The sequence below is a fragment of the Microbacterium sp. NPDC056569 genome (assembly GCF_042793475.1).
Classification (GTDB): Bacteria; Actinomycetota; Actinomycetes; order Actinomycetales; family Microbacteriaceae; genus Microbacterium.
Genome location: NZ_JBHTUV010000013.1, coordinates 1 through 26,217, shown reverse-complemented (window position 1 = coordinate 26,217; position 26,217 = coordinate 1). Strand labels below are relative to the sequence as shown.

Below are 26,217 nucleotides of genomic sequence, written 5' to 3'. Positions count from 1 at the left end.
ATGGCTCTGCGCACCCTCAGCACTCTGGGTCCGCTGGCCGGCAAGCGCGTCATCGTCCGTGCTGACCTCAACGTCCCCCTGAAGGACGCGGTCATCACGGACGATGGCCGTGTACGGGCCACGCTCCCCACGCTCAACGCCCTGATCAACCAGGGCGCCCGCGTCATCGTCTGCTCGCACCTCGGTCGCCCCGACGGCGCCCCCGACGCGAAGTACAGCCTCGAACCGGTCGCCCAGCGGCTCTCGGAGCTCCTCGGCAAGCCGGTCGCGTTCGCGCGCGACACGGTCGGCGAGTCGGCCCGTGAGGCCGTCGCCGCCCTCGAGGACGGCGACGTCGCGATCATCGAGAACCTCCGCTTCAACCCGGGCGAGACCGCCAAGGACGACGCGACCCGCCGCGCGTTCGCGGAGGAGCTGGCCACGCTCGGCGACGTCCTCGTCTCCGACGGGTTCGGCGTCGTGCACCGCAAGCAGGCGTCGGTCTACGACCTCGCGGAGATCCTGCCGTCGGCCGCCGGGTTCCTCATCGAGAAGGAGGTCGACGTGCTCGACCGCCTGACCGAGAACCCCGAGCGCCCCTACACGGTCGTCCTCGGCGGCTCGAAGGTCAGCGACAAGCTGGGCGTCATCGACCACCTGCTGCCGCGCGTGAACCGTCTGCTCATCGGCGGCGGCATGCTGTTCACCTTCCTCGCCGCGCAGGGCCACAAGGTCGGCTCGAGCCTCCTCGAGGCCGATCAGCTCGACACGGTCCGCGAGTACATGCGGCGCGCCGAGGAGTCGGGCGTCGAGCTCGTGCTCCCGACCGACGTCGTCGTGGCCTCGAAGTTCGGCGCCGACGCGGAGCACGTGGTGACGGGCGCCGACGGCATCGAAGACACGGCGTTCGGCGCATCCGGCCTCGGCCTCGATATCGGCCCCGAGACCGCCGAGCGCTTCGCCGCGCTGGTGCGCGACTCCAAGACGGTGTTCTGGAACGGCCCGATGGGCGTCTTCGAGCTCGCACCGTTCGCCGCGGGCACCAAGGCGGTCGCGCAGGCTCTCACCGACGTCGACGGCCTGTCGGTCGTCGGCGGCGGCGATTCCGCCGCGGCGGTCCGCCAGCTCGGATTCGCCGACGACGCCTTCGGTCACATCTCGACCGGCGGCGGCGCCAGCCTCGAGTTCCTCGAGGGCAAGAAGCTCCCCGGACTGGAGGTCCTCGGATGGCAGTGAGCAGCCGCACCCCGCTCATCGCGGGCAACTGGAAGATGAATCTCGACCACCTGCAGGCGGTCGCGTTCGTGCAGAAGCTGCACTGGACCCTCAAGGATGCCAAGCACGAGGACGGCTCGGTCGAAGTCGCGGTCTTCCCGCCGTTCACCGACATCCGCACCGTGCAGACGCTGCTCGACGCCGACAAGATCCCGTTCGCCCTGGGTGCGCAGGACGTGTCGGCGCACGACTCCGGCGCGTACACCGGCGAGATCTCGGGCGCGTTCCTCGCGAAGCTGGATGCGACCTACGTCATCATCGGCCACTCCGAGCGTCGTCAGTACCACGACGAGACCGATGAGGTCGTCGGATCCAAGGTGAAGGCCGCGCTCAAGCACGGCCTCGTCCCCGTGATCTGCGTCGGTGAGACCAGCGAGGACCTCGAGAAGTTCGGCGCGAGCGCGGTCCCGGTCAGCCAGCTGTCCGTCGCTCTCGAGGGTCTGAAGGCCGATGCCGACATCGTCGTCGCCTACGAGCCCGTCTGGGCGATCGGCTCCGGCCAGGCCGCGACACCCGAGCAGGCTCAGGACGTCTGCGCGAAGCTCCGCGAGGTCATCGCCGAGAAGCTCGGCGCCGATGCAGCCGCCCGCACGCGCGTCCTCTACGGAGGTTCGGTGAAGGCCGCGAACATCGCGAGCTTCATGCGCGAGCCCGACGTCGACGGCGCGCTGGTCGGCGGTGCGAGCCTCGTCGTCGACGAGTTCGCCGCGATCATCCGCTACCAGAAGCACGTCGGCGTCTGACGTCGCGGCGGGCGGTGGGTATCCTCACCGCCCGCCGTGCTACCCGTATACTTGACCCTTGTGCGATCGGCGAACGATCGCAGCGAAAGGCTTCAACGACTGTGCTTATCCTCGAGTTCGTCCTGCAGGTGCTCCTCGGCATCACGAGTCTCCTGCTGACCCTCCTCATCCTGCTCCACAAGGGGCGCGGTGGTGGCCTGTCCGACATGTTCGGCGGCGGCATGACGTCGGCCCTTGGCTCGTCGGGGCTCGCCGAGCGCAACCTCAACCGGTTCACGGTCGTGCTCGCCCTCGTGTGGTTCGCCTCGATCGTGGCACTGGGCCTGATCACGAAGTTCGCGGCGCTCTGATGGCCACCGGAGGAAACGCGATCCGCGGCACCCGCGTCGGTGCCGGGCCGATGGGCGAGCAGGACCACGGCTTCCACGCCGAGCGCGTGGCCGTCTCGTACTGGGACGCCCTGGGCAACGAGACCGTGCGCTACTTCGCCGCGGGGATCCCGGAAGAAGAGATCCCCGACACGATCGATTCCCCGCACTCCGGTCTGCCGGCCGGCCGCGACAAGGAGAACCCTCCTGCCGTCGCGAAGACCGAGCCCTACAAGACGCATCTCGCCTACGTGAAGGAGCGCCGCACCGAGGAAGAGGCCGAGACCCTCCTCGACGACGCCCTCAAGCAGCTGCGCGAGCGCCGCGGCCAGGACTGAGTCCACCACAGACAGACGAGAAGAGCGGATGCTGCGGCATCCGCTCTTCTCGTCTGTCCGGCGTTCGTCCGCCGGAGTTCGTCAGTACTCCCGGTCGATGAGGTCCGGCGGCACCTGGGCGGCCGCGGCCCGGTCGACGAAGAACGTCGTGCGCTTGCGGCCCTTCGCCCCTGCGGCGGGCACGCTGGCGTAGCTGGCGCCCGCGAGGGCGAGCCCGAGGGCGGCCGCCTTGTCGGCACCCGCCAGCACGAGCCACACGCGCTTGGAGCTGTTGATCACCGGACGCGTCATGGTGATCCGCTCGGGCGGCGGCTTGGGGGAGTCGCGCACCGCCACCACCGAGCGATCCGTGATCTGGATCTCGGAGCGGTCGGGGAAGAGCGATGCGATGTGTCCGTCCGGGCCGACGCCGAGGAAGCAGACATCGAACGACGGCCATGGGCCCTCAGCCCCCGGGAAGCGCGCCAGCTCTGCGGCGTACGCGGCGGCCGCAGCATCCAGATCGGCGCCGTCGTCGCTTCCGAGAGTCGCGTGGATGTTCTCCGCAGGGATCTCGAGATCGTCGAGGAACGCCTCGCGGGCCTGCCGGTCGTTGCGGTCGGAGTGGCCGAGCGGCACGAAGCGCTCGTCGCTCCACCAGAAGTGCACCTTCGACCAGTCGATGGTGCCCGCACGAGGATTGCGCGCCGCGGCGGCGAGCACCGCCGCGCCCATGGATCCGCCGGTGAGCGAGATGTGCGCGAGCTTGCCGTCGTCGAGACGCTTGGCGACGCGACTCAGGAAGCGCGGCGCGACCGACTCGGCCAGTGCGGCGGGATCGGGGCTGATGATGACGCGTTTCTCGGCCCAGCCCTCAGGCATCCGTCTGCGTCCTGTCCGTCACCCGCGCACCGCTCATCAGGCCTGCGTCCCCTTCGTCGCCGGGGGGTCGAGCAGTTCCCAACCCTCGGTGATGACTCGACCATACAGGACGTCGGGGTCGAGCCGACGGAGCTCCTCCGCCAGGCATTCCCGCAGTGTCCGACGGGGGAACGCGAGGTCATGGGTGGGCTGCCCCGGCTGCGTGAGGATCGCCACGCCGGGCGACGGGCGCTCCAGCAGCACCTCTCCGCTCGCGCGTACGAGGGCGACCGACTTGATGCCGTGCGGCCACTCGTCCGCGTCGAGGTAGGCCCAGTCCACCGGCACGTCGAGCGTCAGACGGAGCCAGGCGGCCAGGAGCGCGGTGGAGGGCGAATCGGACGCCCCGCGCACGCGCACGCCCACGACGGGCTCGTACGGCGGCTGGTCGAGGATCGCGGCCAGCTGCTCGCGCCAGCGCGTGAGACGCGTCCAGGCGAGGTCGGTGTCGCCGGGGGCGTACTGCTCGCCCAGACCGGCGACCCAGGCCGACGGGTCGGACTTGGTGGCCGCGTCGGTGATCCGACGCTGTGCGATGCGACCGATCGACGTCTTCGAGATGTGATCGGGGGTGCGGTTCGGCCACCACACCACGACGGGGGCGTCGGGCAGGAGCAGACCCGTGATGAGGCTCTCGAGGTTCGAGCGGCCGGCCTCGCCGAACACGCGGAGCGTGACGACCTCGCTCGCGCCGGCGTCGCCGCCCACGCGGATCTGCGCGTCGAGCCGGGAGTTCTCGTCCTCGCCGTCGATCATCAGCACGATGACCCGCATGGGATGCTCGCGCGACGCGTCGTTCGCGGCCTCGATGACCTCTTCGACCGCGCCCTCACGGGTGAGGATGACGAGCGTCAGCACGCGGCCGAGCGCGACGGCGCCGCCCTCCTCGCGCACGTTCACGAGTGCGCGGGAGATCTTGCTGACGTTGGTGTCGGGAAGGTCGACGATCACGGGCGCCTCCAGGTGCGGCCATCGCGGGCGAGCATCTCGTCCGCGGAATCCGGGCCCCACGACCCGGGCGAATACTGTTCGAGGGGGCCGCCCTGAGCGTCCCAGAACTGCTCGATCGGGTCGAGGATCTTCCACGACAGCTCGACCTCTTCGTGCCGCGGGAACAGCGGCGGGTCGCCGAGGAGCACATCGAGGATGAGGCGCTCGTAGGCCTCGGGGCTCGCCTCGGTGAACGCGTGGCCGTAGCCGAAGTCCATCGTGACGTCGCGCACCTGGGCGCCGGCGCCCGGGACCTTCGAGCCGAAGCGGATCGTGACCCCCTCGTCGGGCTGGACACGGATCACGAGCGCGTTCTGGCCCTGACCCGAGGTCTGGTTGCGATCGAACAGCAGCTCGGGCGCCCGCTTGAAGACCACGGCGATCTCGGTGACGCGGCGACCCAGGCGCTTGCCCGTGCGCAGGTAGAACGGCACGCCTGCCCAGCGTCGCGTGTTGATCTCGAGCGTGATCGCCGCGTACGTCTCCGTCGTCGACTCGGGGTTCATGCCGTCCTCGTCGAGGAAGCCGAGCACCTTCTCGCCGCCCTGCCAGCCGCCGTCGTACTGACCCCGGGCCGTCGAACGCTCGAGGTCGTCGGGGAGCGTGACCGCGGCGAGCACCTTCTCCTTCTCGGCGCGAAGGTCCTTCGCGTCGAACGAGATCGGCTCCTCCATCGCCGTGAGCGCGAGGAGCTGCAGCAGGTGGTTCTGGATGACGTCGCGTGCGGCGCCGACGCCGTCGTAATAGCCGGCGCGGCCGCTCACCCCGATGTCCTCCGCCATCGTGATCTGCACGTGGTCGACGTAGTTGCGGTTCCAGATCGGCTCGTACAGCTCGTTGGCGAAGCGGAGGGCCAGGATGTTCTGGACCGTCTCCTTGCCGAGGTAGTGGTCGATCCGGAAGATCGAGTCCGTCGGGAACGTCGAGCGGAGCACGTCGTTCAGCGCGCGCGCCGAGTCCAGGTCGTGACCGAACGGCTTCTCGATGACGACGCGCCGCCAGCGGTCCGGCTGGTCGGCGGTGTCGTCCACCAGCCCGGAGCTCCGCAGCTGGTCCGCCACGAGCGCGAAGTCCTTCGGCGGGATCGACAGGTAGTAGGCGTGGTTGCCCATGGTGCCGCGTTCGACGTCGAGCTTCTCGACGGTCTCGCGGAGCCGCCGGAACGCGTCCGGGTCGCCGAACTCGCCCGAGACGAAGCGGATGCCCTGGAGCAGCTGCTGCCAGGTCTCGTCGCGGAACTCGGTGCGCGCGTGCTGGCGCACCGCATCGTGGACGACCTCGGCGAAGTCCTGGTCGGCCCAGTCGCGCCGCGCGAAGCCGACGAGTGCGAACCCGGGAGGCAGCAGGCCGCGGTTGGCGAGGTCGTAGACGGCGGGCATGAGCTTCTTGCGGGAGAGGTCTCCCGTGACGCCGAAGATGACGAGCGCGCTCGGGCCGGCGATGCGGTTGAGGCGACGGTCTTCGGGGTCGCGCAGCGGGTTGTGCCCGCGCGAGATCTCGACGGTCATGTGGGGATCGAACTCCTACTGTGCCGCTTCGAAGAGCGAAAGCACTTCGATCTGGGGGTCGGTGAGGGTCAGGGTCACGACGGGACGGCCGTGGCCTTCGGCGAGCACGGCCGCGTCGCCCGCAGCCTGCGCCTGGATCAGCTGGCCGAATGTGAACGGCCGGCCGGGGATCTCGAGGTCGACGTCGGTGCGCTCGAGGATCTGCAGGAACACGCCGTTCGCGGGGCCGCCCTTGTGGTACTGACCCGTCGAGTGCAGGAACCGGGGTCCCCAGCCGAACGTGGTGGGTCGACCCGAGTCCGCGGCGACGAGCTCGCGCAGACCCGAGAGCTGGCTGAGCTCGAGACGGTTGACATAGGCCTGGATCGCGACGTACCCATCGGCGGGGAGCCGTGCCCACAGTGCGTCCAGCACGCCTGCGACGGTTCCGGATGCTGCGAGCTCGGGGTCCGACACGCGCACCTCGACGCCCTCCACGGCGAAAGCCGGCGTGGTGGGCTCGGGGCGTGCCTCGAGCAGCCCGCGTGCCGCATCCTTGGCGGACTCGACGTCGGGCTGGTCGAAGGGATTGATGCCCAGCATCCGTCCCGCGATCGCCGTCGCGTACTCCCAGACCACGAACTGCGCACCGAGCGAGCCGCTCACGAGGATCTCGCCCTCGTGGTGCTCGAACAGGTGGAACTTCTTGGCCTCGTCGACGAACCGCACGATCTGCAGGTCGGAGGGCTGCGCGTCGACCTCGGGCGAGACCGGCAGGAGCACGACGGGAAGGATGCCGGTGGCGTCCTTGCCCGTCGACTCGGCGACGAGCTGTTCGATCCAGTCCGGAAGGCCGACGATGTGGGTGCCGTCGGTGATGAGGCCGAGCTTGTCCTTGCGAGGCTCGCCGCCCGCGATGGCGGCGGCGAGCACGAGTGCCGGGTTGTCGGGGCTGTCGATCGACACCTCGAGCAGCGACGCCTCGGCCTCGTCGAGGAGCTCCGAGATGTCGGCACCCGCGAGGCCGGCCGGCACGAGCCCGAACGCGGTGAGCGCCGAGTAGCGGCCCCCCACCGTCGGGTCGGCGTTGAACACGGTGTACCCGTCGGCGCGGGCCGCCTGGTCCAGCGGCGAGCCCGGGTCGGTCACGACGACGATCCGCTCGGTGGGATCGATGCCGAGGTCGCGGAACGCCGCCTCGAACGCGCGCTTGGCGGAGTCCGTCTCGACCGTCGAGCCCGACTTGGACGACACCACGAGCGCGGTGCGCGTGAGGTCGCCGGCCTGGGCATCGCCGTCGATCGCGGCGAGCACCTGGCCCGGCGACGTCGAGTCGAGGATCGTCAGCGGCACTCCGGCCGTCTGGGCGATGACCTCGGGCGCGAGCGACGAGCCGCCCATGCCCGCGAGCACGATGCGCGTGACGTTGCGTGAACGCAGCCGCTCGCGCAGCGCCAGGATCTCAGGGACGAGGGGGCGCGAGACGCTGACGGCCTCGGTCCACCCGAGGCGTCGGGATGCCTCGTCGTCGGCGCCCGGACCCCACAGCGACGAGTCGCCGCCGGTGATCCCCGAGGCCACCAGGCTCGCCACGAGCCCGGGGAGCGTCGCCTCCACGACGGACTTGACGCGCCCCGAGAGGTGGATGTCGAAACTCATCGGGTGGCCTGGAGAGCGTCCTCGAGGGCCGTCTTCACGGTGCCCTGCAGGTCGTGCCAGGAGGCGATGAACTTGTCGACGCCCTCGTCCTCGAGCACCTGGGTGACGTCGGCGAAGTCGACGCCGACGGCGGCGAGGCGGTCGAACACCTCGTGCGCGGCGGCGTAGGTGCCGGTGACGGTGTCGCCGGCGATCTGGCCGTGGTCGAAGGTCGCCTCGAGCGTCTTCTCGGGCATGGTGTTGACGGTGCCGGGAGCGACGAGCTCGGTCACGTACAGCGTGTCGGGGAGGTTCGGGTCCTTGACACCGGTCGAGGCCCACAGCGGACGCTGGGCGTGGGCGCCGGCATCCGTCAGCGCCTTGGCGCGGTCGCTGGCGAACTCCTTCTCGAACAGCTCGTACGCGAGGCGCGCGTTCGCCACACCGGCGAGCGACTTCAGGCCCGCGGCCTCGTCGGTGCCGATGGCGGCGAGGCGCTTGTCGACCTCGGTGTCCACGCGCGAGACGAAGAACGACGCCACGGAGTGGATCTGCGAGATGTCGTGGCCGTTCGCCTTCGCCTGCTCGATGCCCGAGAGGAAGGCGTCGATGACCTCGGCGTAGCGCTCGAGGCTGAAGATCAGCGTGACGTTGACCGAGATGCCCTCGGCGAGCACCGCGGTGATCGCCGGCAGACCGGCCTTCGTCGCGGGGATCTTGATGTGCACGTTGGGCCGGTCGACCTTCGCGGACAGCTCCTTGGCCTGCGCGATCGTCGCGTCGGTGTCGTGGGCGAGGTCGGGGGAGACCTCGATCGACACGCGGCCGTCCACACCGTCCGTGGCGTCGTAGACGGGACGGAGGATGTCGGCCGCGTCGCGCACGTCGTCGGTCGTGGCGGCGAAGATCGCGTCGTCGACCGAGGCGCCCGCCTTGGCGAGCTCGGCGATCTGGTCGGCGTACGCGTGTCCGCCGCCGCCGATCGCGCCCTGGAAGATCGTCGGGTTCGTCGTGACGCCTGAGACGTTGCGCGTCGAGATGAGCTCGGTCAGGTTGCCCGACGTGATGCGCTCGCGCGACAGGTCGTCGAGCCAGATGCTCACGCCTTCGGCGACCAGCTTCTCGGTGGGGGTGCTCATTCTGCCTTCTCCTCGTGCTTACTTCGCCGCTGCGAGTTCGAGTGCTGCCGTTGCCGCGATGGTCTCGCGGGCGGCCTCGACGACGGCGTCGGCGGTGATGCCGAACTTCTGGAACAGGGTCTTGTAGTCGGCCGACGCGCCGAAGTGGTCGATCGCGACGGAGCGGCCGGCGTCGCCGACGATGCCGCGCCACGTGAGCGCCGAGCCGGCCTCGACCGACACGCGCGCCTTGACGGCGGCGGGGAGGACCTTCTCGCGGTACGCCTCGTCCTGCTCGTCGAACCACTCGAGCGACGGCGCCGACACCACGCGGGCGTTGACGCCCTCGGCGGCGAGGGTCTCGCGGGCGGAGACCGCCAGCTGCACTTCGGAGCCGGTCGCGATGAGGATCACGTCGGGAGTGCCGTTCGGCGCCTCCGCGAGGATGTACGCGCCCTTGGCGACGCCGTCGGTCGACGCGAACACGTCGCCTTCCGCCTCGCCGGTGCCGCGCGCGAACACCGGGATGTTCTGGCGGGTCAGCGCGATGCCCGACGGGCCTCCCTGGCGGCGGACGATCTCGAGCCACGCGGCCGAGGTCTCGTTCGCGTCGGCCGGGCGCACCACCGTGAAGTTCGGGATGGCGCGCAGCGTCGCGAGCTGCTCGACGGGCTGGTGGGTCGGGCCGTCCTCGCCGAGCGCGACGGAGTCGTGCGTCCACACGAAGATCGACGGGATGTCCATCAGCGCGGCCAGACGCACCGACGGGCGCATGTAATCGCTGAAGATGAGGAACGTGCCGCCGAACGGACGCGTCGGGCCGTGGAGCTTGATGCCGTTGACGATCGCACCCATCGCGTGCTCGCGGATGCCGAAGTGCAGCACGCGGCCGTACGGGTCGCCCGACCACTCGTGCGTCGACCACTCCGCCGGGATGAACGACTTGGCGTCCTTGATGGTGGTGAGGTTCGACTCGGCGAGGTCGGCCGAGCCGCCCCACAGCTCCGGCAGCACCGCAGCCAGCGCGTTGATGACGGTGCCCGATGCGGCGCGCGTCGAGACGTCCTTGCCGGCCTCGAACGACGGGAGAGCGGATGCCACGTCCTCGGGCAGTTCGCCGGACTCGAGGCGGTCGAACAGGGCCTTGCGCTCCGGGTTGGCGGCGGCCCACGCGTCGAACGACTCCTGCCAGGCGGCGCGCTCCTCGGCGGCGCGGTCGGCGAGCGCACGCGTGTGGGCGATGACGTCGTCGGCGACGACGAAGGACTGCTCGGGGTCGAATCCGAGGACCTTCTTCGTGGCGGCGAGCTCGTCGGCGCCGAGCGCGGAGCCGTGGATCTTGCCGGTGTTCTGCTTGCCGGGCGACGGCCAGCCGATGATGGTGCGCAGGACGATGAGCGACGGCTTGGCCGTCTCGCCCTGGGCCGCCTCGATCGCGGCGTAGAGCTCCGCCACGTCTTCGACGTACTCGCCGGTCTTCTTCCAGTCCACGACCTGAACGTGCCAGCCGTACGACTCGTAGCGCTTCGCGACATCCTCGGTGAAGGCGACGTTGGTGTCGTCTTCGATGGAGATCTGGTTCGAGTCGTAGATCGCGATGAGGTTGCCGAGCTCCTGGTGACCCGCGAGCGACGAGGCCTCGGAGGTGACACCCTCCTGCAGGTCGCCGTCACCGGCGATCACGTAGATGTGGTGGTCGAACGGCGACTCGCCGGCGGCGGCCTCCGGATCGAACAGGCCGCGCTCGTAGCGGGCCGCGTATGCGAAGCCCACCGCGGAGGCGAGGCCCTGGCCCAGCGGGCCGGTGGTGATCTCGACACCCTTGGTGTGGCCGTACTCGGGGTGACCCGGCGTGAGCGAGCCCCACGTGCGCAGCGCCTTGAGGTCGTCGAGCTCGAGCCCGAATCCGCCCAGGTACAGCTGCACGTACTGGGTGAGCGACGAGTGGCCGGCCGACAGGATGAACCGGTCGCGTCCGACCCAATGGGTGTCCGTAGGATCGTGGCGCAGCACGCGCTGGTAGAGCAGGTACGCCGCCGGCGCCAGGCTCATCGCGGTGCCGGGGTGGCCGTTGCCGACCTTCTCCACCGCGTCCGCTGCCAGGACGCGGGCGGTGTCCACCGCGCGCCGATCGATCTCATCCCAACGCAGTTCCGACACCGGGCCGCCTTTCTGTGGAGTGCGCCCAAGAATGTGGCCGGCTCGCGGCCCTTGTCCGGATGGAGAAGGGGGAATCGGCGACGGGCGCGCGTGTTTCTCAGCATAGCGAAGGGGTATGCCACCCAGGCCATGCGAGCCGTGTATGTGACAGAGTCTTGCGAACCCCGGGTCGCCGTCGGTGACATCCGGGTGTCCGCGGAGTCACGTTCTGCTCACGCCCGCCGTCCGACCGATGTGATCCTTCACACTCCGCGACTCGCGCCGTGGCGCCGAGCACCACGGGCCGGCCCGGGCCGGGCGCGACACGCCGATGCCCTAGACTTGGGGGGATTCTGCAGGCGGCGATTGCGGGGGCCATGGACAGCACGAAGACGGCCGGGACCGAGGCATCCGTCGACGGCTCCAGCCGGTCCCCGCAGACCTTCGGCCGCACCGTCCGCGCGTACATCGCGCTGATGAAGCCGCGCGTGCTCGAGCTGCTGCTGGTGACGACCGTCCCGGTCATGATCCTCGCGCAGGGCGGTTTCCCCGACGTATGGCTGGTCGTCGCGACCGTCATCGGCGGCACCGCGAGCGCCGGATCGGCCGCCGCGTTCAACATGTACCTGGACCGCGACATCGACGCGCACATGCAGCGCACGGTGAACCGCCCGCTCGTCACGGGAGAGGTCTCGCCGCGCGGCGCCCTGATCTTCGCGTGGACGCTCGCGGTGTTCTCGACCGTGTGGCTGTGGCTCACCACGAACTGGCTGGCCGCGACGCTCTCGGCCGCCGCCATCTTCTTCTACGTCGTGATCTACACGATGATCCTCAAGCGCCGCACCGAGCAGAACATCGTGTGGGGCGGCATCGCCGGCTGCTTCCCGGTGCTGATCGGCTGGACCGCGGTTACCGGCTCGCTGGCGTGGCCGCCCGTCATCCTGTTCGCGCTCGTGTTCCTGTGGACGCCGCCGCACTACTGGCCGCTGTCGATGAAGTACAAGGACCAGTACGAGAACGTGGACGTGCCGATGCTCGGCGCGACCCGCGCCGGCTCGCAGGTGGGTCTGCAGGTCATCCTGTACGCGTGGGCCACGGTCGTGTGCTCGCTGCTGCTCATCCCCGTCGCCGACATGGGTCTCGTCTACACGGTGTCGTCGCTCGTCTTCGGCGGCTGGTTCATCTACGAGTCGCACGTGCTCTACAACCGCGCGGTGCGGGGCACCGAGCCGCGCCCGATGCGCGTGTTCCACGCCTCGATCACGTACCTCACGCTGCTCTTCGTCGCGATCGCGATCGACCCGCTGCTCCCGTTCTAGTCACGACGAGAAGAGGCCGCCCGGCGAACCGGGCGGCCTCTTCCTGCTCGGTGGATCAGCGAGCGACGGTCTCCTTGGCGTCGGCCGGCTCAGCGGCTTCAGCGGGGGCGACGTCGGTCGCCGCCGTCGGGGCCTCGGACAGCTCGGGAGCGGTCTCGGCCTCCGAGGTCCAGTCGATGGGCTCGACGACCTCGACCGGCGGGTGGGGGCGAAGCGTCGAGACGGCGGCGACGCCGAGCGCGAGCAGGACGCCGATGACGCCGGCGCCGATGAGGATCGAGCCGAGCTGGGCGATCGACTGGCCGACGTACACGTCGACGCCGGTCGCGGTGCCGTCGGTCAGCGTCGTCGTCATCGCACCGAGCTTGTCGGTGGTGATGTACCAGCCGCCGGCGATCGTCGCCAGCGACACGGCGACGAGGCCCCAGAACGGGATGCTGCGGATGAGACGGGGACGGGTGGACATGTGTCGATCACTCCTCGGGGTGCGCGACCCGGGTGGTCGCGGCATCCCACCCTCCCAAAGGAGTCCGTGCGGCGCCAATCCGGTTGCTATGGATCAGCTGTGGACGGCGGCGTCCTGCTCGAGGCGTGCGGGGGCCTTGAGGTGCAGGACCACGACCGTCATGGTCGCCGCCGCGAGCGCGGCCAGCACCATGTGCACGCCGACCGCCAGTTCGGGCAGCCCGTTGCGCGCCTGGTACAGGCCCACGGCGATCTGGACGAGCTCGACGCCCAGCAGCACGATCGTCCAGCGCAGGAGCGACGGCGCGGCGTCGCGGATGCGCCACGCTGCGATCACGAGAGCGATCGTGAGCGCGAAGAGCGCGTAGCCCGGCCACGCGTGCACGTGCTCGAGCACCTCGGCGTTGAAGCCGTTGCGGCCCGCATCGGCGTCGCCCGAGTGCGGTCCGGCACCCGTGGTGAGCACGCCGAACGCGATCGTGAGCGCCATCGCCAGCGTCGTGATGTGCACCAGCACCGCGTGCCACCGCGGGACGAGGAGCGTCCGGGGTCCGCCGGGCTGCGACATCCGCACCAGGAATGCCGCGGTGACGCACACCAGCGCCAGGGAGGACACGTAGTGGAAGCCGACGATGAACGGGTTGAGCCCGGTCAGCACGGTGATGCCGCCGACGATCGCCTGTGCCGCGACGCCGCCGAGCACGACGACGGCGAGCACGTAGAGGTCGCGCCGCTGGTGGCGCAGCTTGAGGACGAGGATCCACACGGCCAGGGCGATCAGACCCACCACTCCGGTCATGAGCCGGTTGCCGAACTCGATGAGCGAGTGGATGCCCTCGTCGATGCCCGGTGTCGGCACGAGCGACTCCGCGGTGCACATCGGCCACGTGGGGCAGCCGAGGCCGGAACCGGTCAGGCGCACGGCGCCCCCCGTGCCGATGATCGTCACCTCGGCGATGAACGACAGCCACGCGAACACGCGGATCCGCCTGTCGACCCGATCGGGCAGCCACAGCCAGAAGCGCCGCCAGATTCCCGGTGCGGTGGTCGTGGACTGTTGCGCGGACATACTGGCTGTCGCCTCCTGGCAGAGGCTCCCCGCGCTGCGCGGGACGGACGGGGCGCGTCCGCGAGGGGGTGGAGCCTGTAGAATCGAGGGGTCGGTTGCGCACGCACTTCATGGCGCCGCGCACCACTGACAGTCTAGGCGCGATGGTCGGCGCCGCTTGAGAGGGCCCGAGAAGCGGCATCCCCCCTCCGGTATCTCCACCGGAGAACACGGATGCCGGGACGGATGAACCGCCAGGGCCCGGAGGAGAACGTGACGATGTCTGATGTGCTGATCGATCGCCCGGAGCTGGAAGGCCTGGGTGTCTACGAGTTCGGCTGGCACGATGCCGACGCCGCGGGAGCGAGCGCCAGGCGAGGCCTCAGCGACCTCGTGGTGCGCGACATCTCGGCGCTCAAGGCCGAGCCGGAGTGGATGCTCAAGACCCGCCTCAAGGGTCTGCAGCTCTTCGAGCGCAAGCCGATGCCCACGTGGGGCGCGGATCTCAGCGAGATCGACTTCGACAACATCAAATACTTCGTGCGGTCCACGGAGAAGCAGGCCGGCTCCTGGGAGGAGCTGCCCGAGGACATCCGCAACACGTACGAGAAGCTCGGCATCCCCGAGGCCGAGCGCCAGCGCCTCGTCGCGGGCGTCGCCGCCCAGTACGAGTCCGAGGTCGTGTACCACCAGATCCGCGAGGACCTGGAGCAGCAGGGCGTCATCTTCATGGACACCGACACGGCGCTGCGCGAGCACCCCGAGTTCTTCGAGGAGTACTTCGGCACCGTCATCCCCGCCGGCGACAACAAGTTCGCCGCACTCAACACCGCGGTGTGGTCGGGCGGCTCGTTCGTCTACGTTCCCCCGGGTGTGCACGTCGAGATCCCGCTCCAGGCGTACTTCCGCATCAACACCGAGAACATGGGCCAGTTCGAGCGGACGCTCATCATCGCCGACGAGGGCTCGTACGTGCATTACATCGAGGGCTGCACGGCCCCGATCTACAAGAGCGACTCGCTGCACTCGGCCGTCGTCGAGATCATCGTGAAGAAGAACGCCCGCGTGCGCTACACGACGATCCAGAACTGGTCGAACAACGTCTACAACCTCGTCACCAAGCGCGCCGTGGCGCACGAGGGCGCGACGATGGAGTGGATCGACGGCAACATCGGCTCCAAGGTCACGATGAAGTACCCGTCGATCTTCCTGATGGGCGAGCACGCCAAGGGCGAGACCCTGTCGGTCGCCTTCGCCGGTCCCGGTCAGCACCAGGACGCCGGGGCGAAGATGATCCACATGGCGCCGTACACGCAGTCGTCGATCGTCTCCAAGTCGATCGCGCGCGGCGGCGGCCGGGCCGGCTACCGTGGCGAGGTCCGCGTGGACGCGAACGCGCACCACTCGGCGAACACGGTGCGCTGCGACGCACTCCTGGTCGACACGATCTCGCGTTCCGACACCTACCCGGCGATCGACATCCGCGTCGACGATGTGCAGCTCGGCCACGAGGCCACGGTCTCGAAGGTCAGCGAGGAGCAGCTCTTCTACCTGATGAGCCGCGGCATGCCCGAAGACGAGGCCATGGCGATGATCGTGCGCGGCTTCATCGAGCCGATCGCGCGTGAACTGCCCATGGAGTACGCGCTCGAACTCAACAAGCTCATCGAGATGGGCATGGAAGGATCCGTCGGCTAGATGAGCCCCACCACCGAGGCCCCCACCGTTCCCGGCGCGAAGGGCCACACCGATGGCGCCGGTGCATTCGTGCCCGTGCAGACCCGCTCCGAGCGACCCCGGTCGTTCGACCCCGCCGCCTTCGAGGCGCCGACGGGCCGCGAGGTCAACTGGAAGCACACCCCGATCGCCCAGCTGAAGCCGCTGTTCACCGATGAGGCCGGACCCCACGGCGTCATCGAGGTCGACGTCGCCGGCCCCGAAGGGCTCGTCCAGGAGCGCCTGCTCGTGGGCAGCGCTCCGCGCGGCGAGGTCTTCCAGCCTGAGGACCTGCCGAGCGCGATCGCGTGGAAGCAGGAGACCGAGGCGCCGCTGCTGCGCATCCCGGCCGGCGCGGAGTTCTCCGAGCCGATCGTCGTGTCGCTGAAGGGCACCGGCGGCCTGGCGCACGCCCACGTCGTCGTCGAGGCGCAGGCCAACTCCCACGCGACGGTGGTCTTCCACCACACGGGCACCGCGCACCACGCGCAGAACGTCGAGATCGTCGTCCGGGAGGGTGCCCACCTCGAGCTGGTCACCGTGCAGCGCTGGGACGACGACGCCGTGCACGTGGCGTCGCACCAGGCCCGCGTCGAGCGCGACGCGACCCTGCGCCACGTCGTCGTCAGCTTCGGCGGCGGCGTCGTGCGCGTGAACCCGAGCGTCGAGCTCGCGGGCACGGGCTCGCGTGCCGAGCTCTACGGTCTCAGCTACTCCGACTCGGGGCAGCACCTCGAGAGCCAGGTGTACCTGCACCACAAGGGCGCCGAGACCTCCGGGGACGTGCTGTACAAGAGCGCCCTCCAGGGTGCCGCGGCGCGCACGGTCTGGATCGGCGACGTCCTCATCGGACCGGATGCCGTCGGAACCGACTCGTACGAGGCCAACCGCAACCTCGTCCTCACCGAGGGTGCGCGCGCCGAGTCGATCCCCAACCTCGAGATCGAGACCGGCGACATCCGCGGTGCCGGCCACGCGAGCGCGACCGGGCGCTTCGACGACGAGCAGCTGTTCTATCTGCAGGCGCGCGGCATCGCCGAGGACGAGGCGCGACGGCTCGTCGTGCTCGGCTTCCTCGCCGAGATCGTGCAGAAGATCGGTGTCGAAGACCTCGAGGCGGAGCTGTTCGCCGCGATCGAGGAAGAACTCGCCAAGGAGGCCGGCCAGTGACCGCTCAGCGCGTGTGCGCCCTCAGCGACCTCGTCCAGGACGAGGCCCGCCGCATCGAGGTGGACGGGGTCGCGATCGCCCTCGTGCTCGACTCCAACGGCGAGGTCCACGCGATCGGCGACGTCTGCACCCATGGCGACATCTCGCTGTCGGAGGGCTTCGTCGACGGCGAGTCGCTCGAGTGCTGGGCCCACGGCTCGGCGTTCTCGCTGCGCACCGGCAAGCCCCTCAATCTCCCCGCGTACGAGCCGGTCCCGGTCTTCGCGGTCACCGTCGACGGCGATGACGTGCTCATCGACGCGACCGTCAAGCTCGAAGTGAACTGAAGAAGGTACTGAAGAATGTCTGTTCTCGAGATCCGCGACCTCCACGTGACGGTCGAGACGGATGCCGGCACCACGCCGATCCTCAACGGTCTGACTCTCACGATCCGCACGGGTGAGACCCACGCGATCATGGGCCCCAACGGCTCGGGCAAGTCGACGCTCGCCTACACGATCGCCGGCCACCCCAAGTACAACGTGACGAGCGGCTCGATCACGCTCGACGGCGAGGACGTCCTCGCGATGTCGGTCGACGAGCGTGCGCGCGCGGGACTGTTCCTCGCCATGCAGTACCCGGTCGAGATCCCGGGCGTGACGGTCACCAACTTCCTGCGCACCGCGAAGACGGCGATCGACGGCGAGGCGCCCTCGATCCGCACGTGGACGAAGGACGTCAAGGCGTCCATGAAGAACCTCCGCATGGACCCGAAGTTCGCGTCGCGCAACGTCAACGAGGGCTTCTCGGGCGGCGAGAAGAAGCGTCACGAGATCCTCCAGCTCGAGCTGCTCAAGCCGCAGATCGCCGTGCTCGACGAGACCGACTCCGGCCTCGACGTCGACGCGCTGAAGATCGTGTCGGAGGGCGTCAACCGCGCCAAGGCCGAGATGGACCTCGGCGTGCTGCTGATCACGCACTACACGCGCATCCTCCGCTACATCCACCCCGACTTCGTGCACGTCATGGTGAACGGCCGGATCGTCGAGGAGGGCGGCCCCGAGCTCGCCGACCGCCTCGAGGACGAGGGCTACGACCGCTACCTGCCCGCGGGCGAAGAGGAGTCGGCCGAAGCCCCCGTGGGCAGCGAAGCGTAGGATCGACGCATGACGGCGACGCTCACCCCCGAGAAGTACGACGAGGTGACCGAGGCTCTCAAAGACGTGATGGACCCCGAGCTCGGGATCAACGTCGTCGACCTCGGCCTCATCTACGATCTCGCGTGGGACGACGAGAACGACGCGCTGGTCATCCACATGACCCTCACGTCGGCCGGGTGCCCGCTGACCGACGTGCTCGAAGAGCAGACCGCGCAGGCGCTCGATGACATCGTCGAGCGGTTCCGCATCAACTGGGTGTGGATGCCGCCGTGGGGCCCCGAGCGCATCACCGACGACGGTCGCGACATGATGCGCGCGCTCGGGTTCGCGATCTGACACCTCCCGGACCCCTCGACGCCGTTGACGCGGCCCCGTGGACGTGTGCCACACTCGGCACATGTCGGGGAACAAGAGGCGTCTCGTGTCCGCGGTCGGCGTCGCCGCGCTCGTCCTGGCGGGGGCGACGGGCTGCACCTTCGCCGATGCCTCGTCCGAGTCGACGCCGAGTCCCACCTCGAGCGTCAATCCCGACCCCGGTGCCGATGCGCTCGCGACGGTGACGACGGCGCAGGTCGACGCGGCCGTCGACGACCTCGCCTCCTCCGTCGAGACGGCGATGGATGCCTCGGGCACGCCCGGCATCGCCGTCGGCGTCGTGTACCAGGGCGACGTGCTGTACGCGGAGGGGTTCGGCGTTCGCGATCTCGACAGCGGCGACCCGGTCGACGCGGAGACGGTCTTCCCGCTCGCATCGGTGTCGAAGTCGATCGGCGCGAGCGTCGTCGCGCGTGCCATCGACGAGGGCTACGTCTCGTGGGACACCCCCGTGGCCGACCATCTCGAGGGCTTCGCACTGTCGGATCCGTACGTCGGCTCCCACGTGACGGTCGCGGACATGTACGCCCATCGATCCGGCCTCTTCAAGCACGCGGGAGACGAGCTCGAGGAGATCGGGTACGACCGCGCCACGATCCTCGAGCGGCTGAGCCTGATCCCGCTCGCTCCGTGGCGCGCGGCCTACGCGTACGGCAACTTCGACATCACCGCGGCCGGCGAGGCGGTCGCGCGTGCCGCGGGCGAGGACTGGGCGGATCTCTCCGAGCGCCTCCTCTACGAGCCCCTCGGCATGACCTCGACGAGCTCCCGCTACGCCGACCTCGAGTCCCGCGACAATCGCGCGATGGGGCACATGCAGCTGGACGGCGAGTGGGTCGTCACGCCGGATCAGCGTCAGCCTGACGAGCAGTCCCCGGCGGGCGGCGTCAGTTCGAGCGTCACCGACCTCACGACGTGGCTGTCGATGCTCCTGGCCGGCGGTGAGCACGACGGTGAGCCCTTCATCGAGGCCTCCTCGCTCGTTCCCGCGATGTCGCCGCAGATCGTCGGGTCGCCGCCGACCTCGTTCGGCTCGCGCGCCGGGTACTACGGCTACGGGTTCAACGTCGGCACGACGGCCGGGGGACTGGTCGACGTCAACCATTCCGGGGCGTTCCTTCTCGGCACCGGCACGGTGTTCAAGCTGCTGCCGGGCGCAGGTCTCGGGATCGTGGTGCTGTCGAACGCCTCGGCGAACGGCGTCTCCGAGGGCATCGCGGCCCGATTCCTCGACATCGCGCAGTACGGGGCCGAGCGTCGGGACTGGGTGCCGCTGTTCATGAGTGTGTTCGAAGGGGAGTCCGAGCCCTTCGGGTCGCTCGTCGGAGAGACGGCGCCGGCCGATCCCGACCCCGCGCAGGCCCTCGAGGCCTACACCGGCGAGTACGCCAACGACTACTTCGGCCCCGCGACGGTCGCGCTCGTCGGCGACGAGCTCGAGCTCTCGCTCGGGCCCACCGGCCGGTGGGCGCTCGAGCACTGGTCGGGCGACGAGTTCGTGTTCCGCCCGTTCAGCGAGAACGCCCCGCCGGGATCGATCTCGAAGGCGACGTTCGACGGCGACACGCTCGTGCTGGAGTACTTCGACCAGCACGACCTCGGCACCTTCACACGGTGACTCACTGGACGGTCGCGATCCGCAGGGTCGCTAGGGTCGAAGGGTGAGCGTCACCCCCCTCCGAGCCCTGCCCATCGACGAGCTGCGCCAGCGGACGAGTACGAAGTGGCGCAAGTACGGGGAGGATGTGCTGCCGTTCTTCGTCGCCGAGACGGACTACGCGCTCGCCCCGGCGATCACCGAGGTGCTGACCCGCGCGGTGCAGCTCGGCGACACCGGCTACACCCCGCCGGAGCCCGGCGTGCGCGAGGCCTTCGTGGGCTTCGCAGAGCGGCGGTGGGACTGGACGGTCGACCCCTCACATGTCTTCTGGACCGGCGACGTCATGATGGGCGTCGTCGAGATCCTCCGGCAGGTGATCGAGCCCGGCGACCGCGTCGTCGTGATGCCGCCGGTGTACCCGCCGTTCTACGACACCGTCGAGGAGGCGGGGGGAGTCGTCGAGCGCGTGCCGCTCGTCGCGGGCGACACCGGATGGGAGATCGACCTCCTCGGTGTCGAGGCCGCTCTCGCCGGCGGCGCGCGTGCCGTGCTGCTGTGCAACCCGCACAACCCGACCGGCACGGTGCACACGGCGGAGACCCTCGCCGCGCTGGCCGACATCGCGGAGGGCTTCGGGGCGACCGTCGTCAGCGACGAGATCCACGGACCGCTCACCTACGCGCCGAAGCCGTTCACGCCGTTCCTGGCGGTCTCCGAGTCGGCGAGGCGCGTCGGCTACGCCGTCACCAGCGCCAGCAAGACGTTCAACCTCGCCGGTCTCAAGTGCGCCGTGATGGTGGCGGGCGGCGACGCCCAGGCCGCCGTGCTGCGCGCGCTGCCGTGGGAGGTGGAGTGGCGCACCGGACTGTTCGGCGCGCTGTCGAACGTCGCCGCGTACTCGGCCGAGAGCGACGACTGGCTGGCGAGCCTGCTGGCCGCGCTCGACGCGAATCGGCTGCTCCTCGCCGACCTGCTCGCCGAGCATCTGCCGCAGGCGCGCTATCTGCCGCCCGACGCCGGCTTCCTCGCCTGGGTGGACCTCTCCGCGTACGGCTGGGGCGAGAACCCCGCGGTCAAGGTGCTGCGCGACGCGAAGGTGGCGTTCCACCACGGCCCGCTGTTCGGCGCCGAGGGCAAGGGGCACGTCCGCATCAACTTCGGCTGCGACCCGGACCTGCTCCGCGAGGCGGTGGAGCGCGTCGGCGCCCTGGCGCGATCGTGACCGCCGGGCCCGAGTCCGGCACCGGCATCTGGCAGGGCCGCTTCGTCTGGGTGACGGTCGGCGCGGTCGCGCTGATCTTCCTCGCGGCGATCCAGTCGCTCGCCGTCACCACGGTGATGCCCGTCGTGAGCGCCGACCTCGACGGCGAGCGCCTGTATGCCGTGGCGTTCGCGGGCACGCTCGCGACGAGCGTGATCGGCATGGTCGCGGTCGGCGCCTGGTGCGACCGCGGCGGCGTGCTCGCTCCTCTCACCACCGCGGTCGCGCTGTTCGTCGTCGGACTGCTCGTCGCGGGGTTCGCCCTGACGATGCCCGCCCTCGTCGCCGGGCGGCTCGTCCAGGGCCTCGGCACCGGCGGGCAGACCGTCGCCCTCTATGTGGTCGTCGCCCGGGTGTACCCGGGCGCACTGCACGGCCGCGTGTTCGCGGCGTTCTCGGCCGCCTGGGTCGTGCCGTCGCTCATCGGGCCGTTCCTCGCCGGGGCGGTGGCGGAGTTCCTGCACTGGCGGTGGGTCTTCCTCGGCGTCGCGGCGCTGACCGTGGTCGCTTTCGCGATGGTGGTCGCACGCCTGCACGGACTGCCGCTCGACACCGACGACCCCGCGACCGGGCGCATCGCACCCCGCCTCGCGTGCGCCGTGGCGGTGGCGATCGGCGCCCTCGGGCTCAGCCTCGCGGGCGAACTCGGGGCGTGGGCGTGGGCGGCGGTGGCCGCATCCGTCGTCGTCATCGGCCTGGCGTCGCGTCCCCTGCTGCCGCGCGGCACGCTGGTGGCGGCGCGAGGACTGCCGAGCGTGGTGCTGATGCGGGGACTCATCGCGGGAGCGCTGTTCGGCGCGGAGATCTACGTGCCGTATCTGCTGATCGACGGGTACGGGTTCTCGCCGACGTGGGCGGGGCTCGGACTCACCGCCGCTGCACTGGCCTGGGCCCTCGCCGCCGACGTGCAGGGCCGCTTCGGCGACCGCATGGGCAACACCCGCATCACTCTCGTCGGCACCGCGCTGCTCGTGACCGCGCTGCTCATCGGAGCCGCGACGGCGCTCCTCGGACTGCCGGCCGCGGTGCTCATCGCCGGGTGGGGACTCGCGGGCGGCGGCATGGGTCTCATGTACCCGCGCCTGACGGTGCTGACGCTGGCGTACTCGACGCCGCAGAACCAGGGATTCAACTCGTCGGCGCTGTCGATCTCCGACGCCGTCGGCTCGGCGTCGTCGATCGCGGTGATGGGGCTCGTCTTCACCGCGCTGGTGGGGACGGATGCCGGGTTCCCTGCGGTGTTCGCGATCGCCGTGGTTCTCGCGCTGGGCGCGCTCGTGCCGGGCCTCAGGCTCGGCCACGCGCACGAGGCGCCGCGACGGGGCTGATCTCGGGCGTCAGTTCTCGGCGCGGCCGAGGCGCCAGTAGCCCATGAACGCGACGGCGCGACGGTCGACGCCGCGCTCGGCCACGAGGTGTCGGCGCAGGGCCTTGATCGCACCGGCCTCACCCGCGAGCCAGGCGTACAGGCGCGCGCTCTTGAGCGCCGCGCCGCCCTTCGCGGTGCGGGGCACCTCCCACAGGATGTCGGTGTCGACGTCGATCTCCTCGACGTCGGCGCCGGCGCCGGACGGAGCCAGGCGAGCGGCGGCGTCCGTCACGGACTCCACGAGGTGCACGTGACGCTCGCCGTCGCCGCGTGCGCCGATGCGGTACTCGAAGCCGGGGTGGCGGGGCAGGTACGCGGCGTCGTCGGCGTGCGGCAGCTCGACCGCGACCACGCCGCTCGCGTCGCGGGGCAGCTGCTCGAGGATCGCGGCGATCGCGGGCGCGGCGGTCTCGTCACCGGCGAGCAGGATCGATTCGACGCGGGCCGGCGGCACGAAGTCGATGCCGAAGCTCACACCGCTGTGCGCGGCGGTCGGCGCGAAGATGAGCACCTCGTCGCCGACCTCGGCGCGGTCGATCCAGTCGGACGCCGGTCCGATCACATCGTGGGAGACCATGTCGACGTCCACCTCGCTGAGGTGGTTGCGGACGTAGCGCGTGGTGTACGTGCGGAACGGCAGGCGCTGCTCCTCGGGCAGCTCGCGCCACTGCGTGTACCAGTCGTCGCCGAGCGGCATCGCATCGAGGCCCAGGGTGCGGGTGGGGAAGACGATCTTGACGCGCTGGTCGAGCCCCGGGTCGCCGTACTCGGCGAGGTCGTCGCCACCGAAGGTGAAGCGCCGGAAGCTCGGCGTCACGTCGGCGATCGCCGTCACGCGGGCGCGGAAGAAACGGTAGGGAACGTCGGCGTCGGACAAGGTCAGGCTCCTGTCGGCAGAGGGGATGCGGCCGCGGCGTCGGGCACCGGCGGTGAGACGTGGTGCCGCCCGCGGGGGAGGACGATGGGCGAGCCCGACACGGGGTCGGGCACGACGAGCGCGTCGAGGTCGAACACCTCGCGGATGAGCTCGCTGGTCATGACGTCACCGGGCGCGCCGCTCGCGATGACGCTGCCGGCGCGCAGCGCGAACAGGTGGTCGGCGTAGCGCGCGGCGAGGTTCATGTCGTGCAGGACCATCACGATCGTCGTGCCGCGCTCACGGTTGAGGTCGGTGAGGAGGTCGAGCACCTCGACCTGGTGCGCGACGTCGAGGAACGTGGTCGGCTCGTCGAGGAGCAGGATGTCGGTCTCCTGCGCGAGCGCCATCGCGATCCACGCGCGCTGGCGCTGCCCGCCCGAGAGCTCGTCGACGGAGCGGTCGGCGAGCTCTTCGATGCCGGTCGAGGCGAGTGCCTGCGCGACGACCTCGTAGTCGTGCGCGCTCCAGCGCGCGAGCAGCTTCTGGTGCGGGTGGCGCCCGCGGCCGACGAGGTCGGCGACGGCGATGCCCTCGGGCGCGATCGGGCTCTGGGGCAGAAGGCCCAGGGTGCGCGCGATCTCCTTGGTCGGCCGGCCGTGGAGCGCCTTGCCGTCGAGGACCACCTGGCCCTCGCGCGGCGAGATGAGGCGGGCGAGCGCGCGCAGCAGCGTCGACTTGCCGCAGCCGTTGGCTCCCACGATGGCGGTGATGCGTCCTGGCGGGATCACGAGGTCGAGGCCCTCGACGATCGTGCGATCGCCGTATGACAGCGTCAGGCGCTCGGCCGACAGGCTGTGGGATTCGGTCATAGCGAGCCTCCGGAGCGGTTCGTCCTGATGAGGAGGTAGATGAGGAACGGAGCGCCGAGCACGCCGGTGACGACGCCGACCGGGTAGCGGCTGTCGAACGCGAACTGGCCGAGCAGATCGGCCAGCTGCACCAGCAGCGCGCCGACGAGGGCCGAGGGCAGCAGGAGCGAGCCGCCCGGCCCGACGATGCGTGCCGCGATCGGACCGGCCATGAACGCGACGAACGCGATCGGCCCGGTCGCGGCGGTCGCGAACGCCAGCAGCGCGACAGCGGCGACGATGACGATCACGCGGGTGCTCTGGAGACGGATGCCGAGACTCGCGGCCGCGTCGTCGCCGAGGCGCATCACGTTCAGGTCCTGGCCCTTGGCCAGCAGCGCGGGGACGAGCACAACGCTCGCGATCGCGAGCGGGAGGATCGTGGACCAGCTCGCTCCGTTGAGGCTGCCGGTGAGCCACCGCATCGCCGCCTGCAGATCGTAGGCAGGCGCCTTCGAGAGCACGTAGGTGATCGCCGCGTCCAGCATCGCGGCCACGCCGATGCCGATGAGGATCAGTCGCGTGCCCGCGAATCCGCCCTTGTTCGAGAGCAGGTAGATCGCGAGGGCCGTCGCCAGACCGCCCGCCACGGCGAGCACGGAGACGGCCGTCTCGCTCAGCGACAGGATGACGATGCCGAACACCGCCGCCGCGCTCGCACCCGCGGTGATGCCGATGATGTCGGGCGACGCGAGCGGGTTGCGCAGCATCGTCTGGAAGGTGACGCCGGCGATGCCGAACGCGAACCCGGCGAGGATCGCGAGCACCGCCCGCGGCAGCCGGAGCTCGCCGACGGTGAACGAGGCGCCGGGCACCGTCTCCCCGAGGATCACGCGGACGACCTCGTCGAGACCGTAGAACGTCTGCCCGATCATGAGCGACGCGACGAACACCAGTACCACGCCTGCCGCGAGAGCGACGGTGACGAGGGTGCGCCGACGACGGCGGCTCCGGCGGCCGACGACGACGGCCCGAGCGGTGGGGCGGAGGAGGGTGTCGGTGCTCACAGTTCGCGCACCTTCTGCCTGCGGACGATCCAGATGAAGAACGGCGCGCCGATGAGGGCGGTGAGGATGCCGACCTCGATCTCGTCGGGGCGCGCGATCACGCGGCCGACGATGTCGGCGGCGACGAGCAGCACCGCCCCCGCGACGGCCGAGAAGGGGAGCAGCCAGCGGTGGTCGGTGCCGACCAGCAGCCGGCACAGGTGCGGGATGATCAGGCCCACGAACGCGATGGGACCGGCGATCGCCACCGCCGCGCCGCACAGGATCACGGCGCCCGCGGAGGCGATGAGGCGGGTGCGCAGCACGTGCTCGCCGAGGCCCGTCGCGACATCGTCGCCGAGCGCGAGCGAGTTCATGCCGCGCGCACACACGAGCGTGATCACGGCGCCGACCGCCAGGATCGGGAGGATCGTGGCGATACGGTCCCAGGTCGCACCGCCGACCCCTCCGATCTGCCAGAACCGGAAGGTCTCGAGCAGATCGACGCGGGGGAGGAGCACGGCGCTGACGAGCGACATGAACGCGGCGGACGTGGCCGCGCCCGCGAGGGCGAGCTTCAGGGGCGTCGCACCGCCCCGGCCGAGCGAGCCGACGGTGTACACGAACACGGCCGCGCCGGCGGCGCCGATGATCGACGCCGCGATGAAGGCGTACGGGTCCGACATGCCGAAGAACGCGATGCCGATCACGACGGCGAGCGCGGCTCCGCCCGAGACGCCGAGGATGCCCGGGTCGGCGAGCGGGTTGCGGGTGACCGCCTGCATGGCGGCGCCCGACATCGCCAGCGCCGCACCGACGAGGATCGCCAGCACCGTGCGCGGTACCCGTGCCACGACCGCGGCCTGCGCGACCCCGCTCGTGTCGCCGGCGAGGCCGGCCAGGATGTCGCCCAGAGCCACATCGCGCACGCCGAAGGCGACGCTCGCGACGCACAGCGCCGCGAGCATCGCGAACGACGCCGCGAGCCACGCCAGCCGCACCGCTGCCGGACGCCGCAGGGTTGCGG

At 70.4% G+C, this 26,217-nt stretch carries 25 protein-coding genes; 13 read left to right on the top strand and 12 right to left on the bottom strand.

Translation table 11 applies throughout. The features are described from left to right. The 4 genes from ACFQ7C_RS15400 (at position 1) to ACFQ7C_RS15385 (ending at position 2,703) form a co-directional block, all read left to right on the top strand. Positions 1-1,215: a phosphoglycerate kinase gene (locus tag ACFQ7C_RS15400; RefSeq protein ID WP_378902957.1), complete on the top strand. Its 1,215-nt coding sequence runs from the start codon at positions 1-3 to the stop codon at positions 1,213-1,215. After that, positions 1,206-1,997 (top strand): triose-phosphate isomerase, encoded by a 792-nt coding sequence (gene tpiA, locus ACFQ7C_RS15395; RefSeq protein ID WP_378902954.1) that lies wholly within the window; start codon positions 1,206-1,208, stop codon positions 1,995-1,997. Before ACFQ7C_RS15400 ends, tpiA begins: the two co-directional genes overlap by 10 nt. A 101-nt stretch (positions 1,998-2,098) precedes the next feature. Beyond that, positions 2,099-2,347: a preprotein translocase subunit SecG gene (secG, locus tag ACFQ7C_RS15390; protein ID WP_378902951.1), complete on the top strand. Its 249-nt coding sequence runs from the start codon at positions 2,099-2,101 to the stop codon at positions 2,345-2,347. Next, entirely contained in the window at positions 2,347-2,703 is a 357-nt protein-coding gene (locus tag ACFQ7C_RS15385; RefSeq protein WP_056367156.1) for an RNA polymerase-binding protein RbpA, read from the top strand. Before secG ends, ACFQ7C_RS15385 begins: the two co-directional genes overlap by 1 nt. Before the next feature lie 81 nt (positions 2,704-2,784). On the opposite strand, the gene pgl is transcribed toward ACFQ7C_RS15385, so the two are convergent. Genes pgl through tkt form a run of 6 tightly spaced genes read right to left on the bottom strand, consistent with a single transcriptional unit; the run spans position 2,785 to position 10,996 of the window. Continuing rightward, on the bottom strand, positions 2,785-3,564 hold the full coding sequence (pgl, locus tag ACFQ7C_RS15380; RefSeq protein ID WP_378902947.1) for a 6-phosphogluconolactonase: 780 nt from the start codon (positions 3,562-3,564) through the stop codon (positions 2,785-2,787). Positions 3,565-3,600: 36 nt separating this feature from the next. After that, complete coding sequence (locus ACFQ7C_RS15375) at positions 3,601-4,554, bottom strand: glucose-6-phosphate dehydrogenase assembly protein OpcA (protein ID WP_378902944.1); 954 nt, start codon at positions 4,552-4,554, stop codon at positions 3,601-3,603. Continuing rightward, positions 4,551-6,101 (bottom strand): glucose-6-phosphate dehydrogenase, encoded by a 1,551-nt coding sequence (gene zwf / locus ACFQ7C_RS15370; protein ID WP_378902941.1) that lies wholly within the window; start codon positions 6,099-6,101, stop codon positions 4,551-4,553. Before zwf ends, ACFQ7C_RS15375 begins: the two co-directional genes overlap by 4 nt. Positions 6,102-6,116: 15 nt before the next feature. Next, positions 6,117-7,739 carry a glucose-6-phosphate isomerase gene (locus ACFQ7C_RS15365; RefSeq protein WP_378902938.1) on the bottom strand — a complete coding sequence of 541 codons (1,623 nt, stop codon included), beginning with the start codon at positions 7,737-7,739 and terminating at the stop codon, positions 6,117-6,119. Continuing rightward, entirely contained in the window at positions 7,736-8,857 is a 1,122-nt protein-coding gene (gene tal / locus ACFQ7C_RS15360) for a transaldolase (protein ID WP_378902935.1), read from the bottom strand. Before tal ends, ACFQ7C_RS15365 begins: the two co-directional genes overlap by 4 nt. A gap of 18 nt (positions 8,858-8,875) precedes the next feature. Next, positions 8,876-10,996, bottom strand: a complete 2,121-nt coding sequence (tkt, locus tag ACFQ7C_RS15355; protein WP_378902932.1) for a transketolase — start codon at positions 10,994-10,996, stop codon at positions 8,876-8,878. 356 nt (positions 10,997-11,352) lie between these two features. Between tkt and ACFQ7C_RS15350 the strand changes: the two genes are divergently transcribed. Then, the gene (locus ACFQ7C_RS15350; RefSeq protein WP_378902929.1) at positions 11,353-12,294 is read left to right on the top strand and encodes a heme o synthase; all 942 of its coding nucleotides are present in this window, start codon (positions 11,353-11,355) and stop codon (positions 12,292-12,294) included. A 55-nt stretch (positions 12,295-12,349) separates the two neighbouring features. Here the strand turns inward: ACFQ7C_RS15350 and ACFQ7C_RS15345 are convergent, their stop codons facing one another. Both ACFQ7C_RS15345 and ACFQ7C_RS15340 read right to left on the bottom strand, forming a co-directional pair. After that, the gene (locus tag ACFQ7C_RS15345) at positions 12,350-12,760 is read right to left on the bottom strand and encodes a dinucleotide-utilizing enzyme (protein WP_378902926.1); all 411 of its coding nucleotides are present in this window, start codon (positions 12,758-12,760) and stop codon (positions 12,350-12,352) included. 93 nt (positions 12,761-12,853) lie between these two features. Further along, the gene (locus tag ACFQ7C_RS15340; protein ID WP_378902923.1) at positions 12,854-13,828 is read right to left on the bottom strand and encodes a heme A synthase; all 975 of its coding nucleotides are present in this window, start codon (positions 13,826-13,828) and stop codon (positions 12,854-12,856) included. 258 nt (positions 13,829-14,086) lie between these two features. On the opposite strand from ACFQ7C_RS15340, the gene sufB reads away from it, so the two are divergent. The 8 genes from sufB to ACFQ7C_RS15300 all read left to right on the top strand — a co-directional run bounded on the left by sufB (position 14,087) and on the right by ACFQ7C_RS15300 (position 22,396). After that, positions 14,087-15,505 (top strand): Fe-S cluster assembly protein SufB, encoded by a 1,419-nt coding sequence (sufB, locus tag ACFQ7C_RS15335; RefSeq protein WP_116193622.1) that lies wholly within the window; start codon positions 14,087-14,089, stop codon positions 15,503-15,505. Continuing rightward, positions 15,506-16,693, top strand: a complete 1,188-nt coding sequence (sufD, locus tag ACFQ7C_RS15330; RefSeq protein ID WP_378902919.1) for a Fe-S cluster assembly protein SufD — start codon at positions 15,506-15,508, stop codon at positions 16,691-16,693. Next, positions 16,690-17,019 carry a non-heme iron oxygenase ferredoxin subunit gene (locus ACFQ7C_RS15325; protein WP_378902915.1) on the top strand — a complete coding sequence of 110 codons (330 nt, stop codon included), beginning with the start codon at positions 16,690-16,692 and terminating at the stop codon, positions 17,017-17,019. The genes sufD and ACFQ7C_RS15325 overlap by 4 nt, the downstream gene beginning before the upstream one ends. Before the next feature lie 15 nt (positions 17,020-17,034). Further along, entirely contained in the window at positions 17,035-17,829 is a 795-nt protein-coding gene (sufC, locus tag ACFQ7C_RS15320) for a Fe-S cluster assembly ATPase SufC (protein ID WP_378902913.1), read from the top strand. Positions 17,830-17,838: 9 nt separating this feature from the next. Continuing rightward, entirely contained in the window at positions 17,839-18,168 is a 330-nt protein-coding gene (locus tag ACFQ7C_RS15315; RefSeq protein ID WP_045298811.1) for a metal-sulfur cluster assembly factor, read from the top strand. 61 nt (positions 18,169-18,229) lie between these two features. Next, complete coding sequence (locus ACFQ7C_RS15310; RefSeq protein WP_378902910.1) at positions 18,230-19,825, top strand: serine hydrolase; 1,596 nt, start codon at positions 18,230-18,232, stop codon at positions 19,823-19,825. 43 nt (positions 19,826-19,868) lie between these two features. After that, entirely contained in the window at positions 19,869-21,029 is a 1,161-nt protein-coding gene (locus ACFQ7C_RS15305) for a MalY/PatB family protein (protein WP_378902907.1), read from the top strand. Further along, complete coding sequence (locus ACFQ7C_RS15300; protein WP_378903258.1) at positions 21,023-22,396, top strand: MFS transporter; 1,374 nt, start codon at positions 21,023-21,025, stop codon at positions 22,394-22,396. Before ACFQ7C_RS15305 ends, ACFQ7C_RS15300 begins: the two co-directional genes overlap by 7 nt. Before the next feature lie 9 nt (positions 22,397-22,405). Here the strand turns inward: ACFQ7C_RS15300 and ACFQ7C_RS15295 are convergent, their stop codons facing one another. The 4 genes from ACFQ7C_RS15295 to ACFQ7C_RS15280 all read right to left on the bottom strand — a co-directional run. Further along, positions 22,406-23,314 carry a siderophore-interacting protein gene (locus tag ACFQ7C_RS15295; protein ID WP_378902904.1) on the bottom strand — a complete coding sequence of 303 codons (909 nt, stop codon included), beginning with the start codon at positions 23,312-23,314 and terminating at the stop codon, positions 22,406-22,408. Between the two features lie 2 nt (positions 23,315-23,316). Beyond that, on the bottom strand, positions 23,317-24,165 hold the full coding sequence (locus tag ACFQ7C_RS15290; RefSeq protein WP_378902901.1) for an ABC transporter ATP-binding protein: 849 nt from the start codon (positions 24,163-24,165) through the stop codon (positions 23,317-23,319). Continuing rightward, complete coding sequence (locus ACFQ7C_RS15285; protein WP_378902898.1) at positions 24,162-25,211, bottom strand: FecCD family ABC transporter permease; 1,050 nt, start codon at positions 25,209-25,211, stop codon at positions 24,162-24,164. Before ACFQ7C_RS15285 ends, ACFQ7C_RS15290 begins: the two co-directional genes overlap by 4 nt. Then, on the bottom strand, positions 25,208-26,217 hold a 1,010-nt coding region (locus ACFQ7C_RS15280; RefSeq protein ID WP_378902895.1), incomplete at its 5' end, for a FecCD family ABC transporter permease. The genes ACFQ7C_RS15285 and ACFQ7C_RS15280, both read right to left, overlap by 4 nt.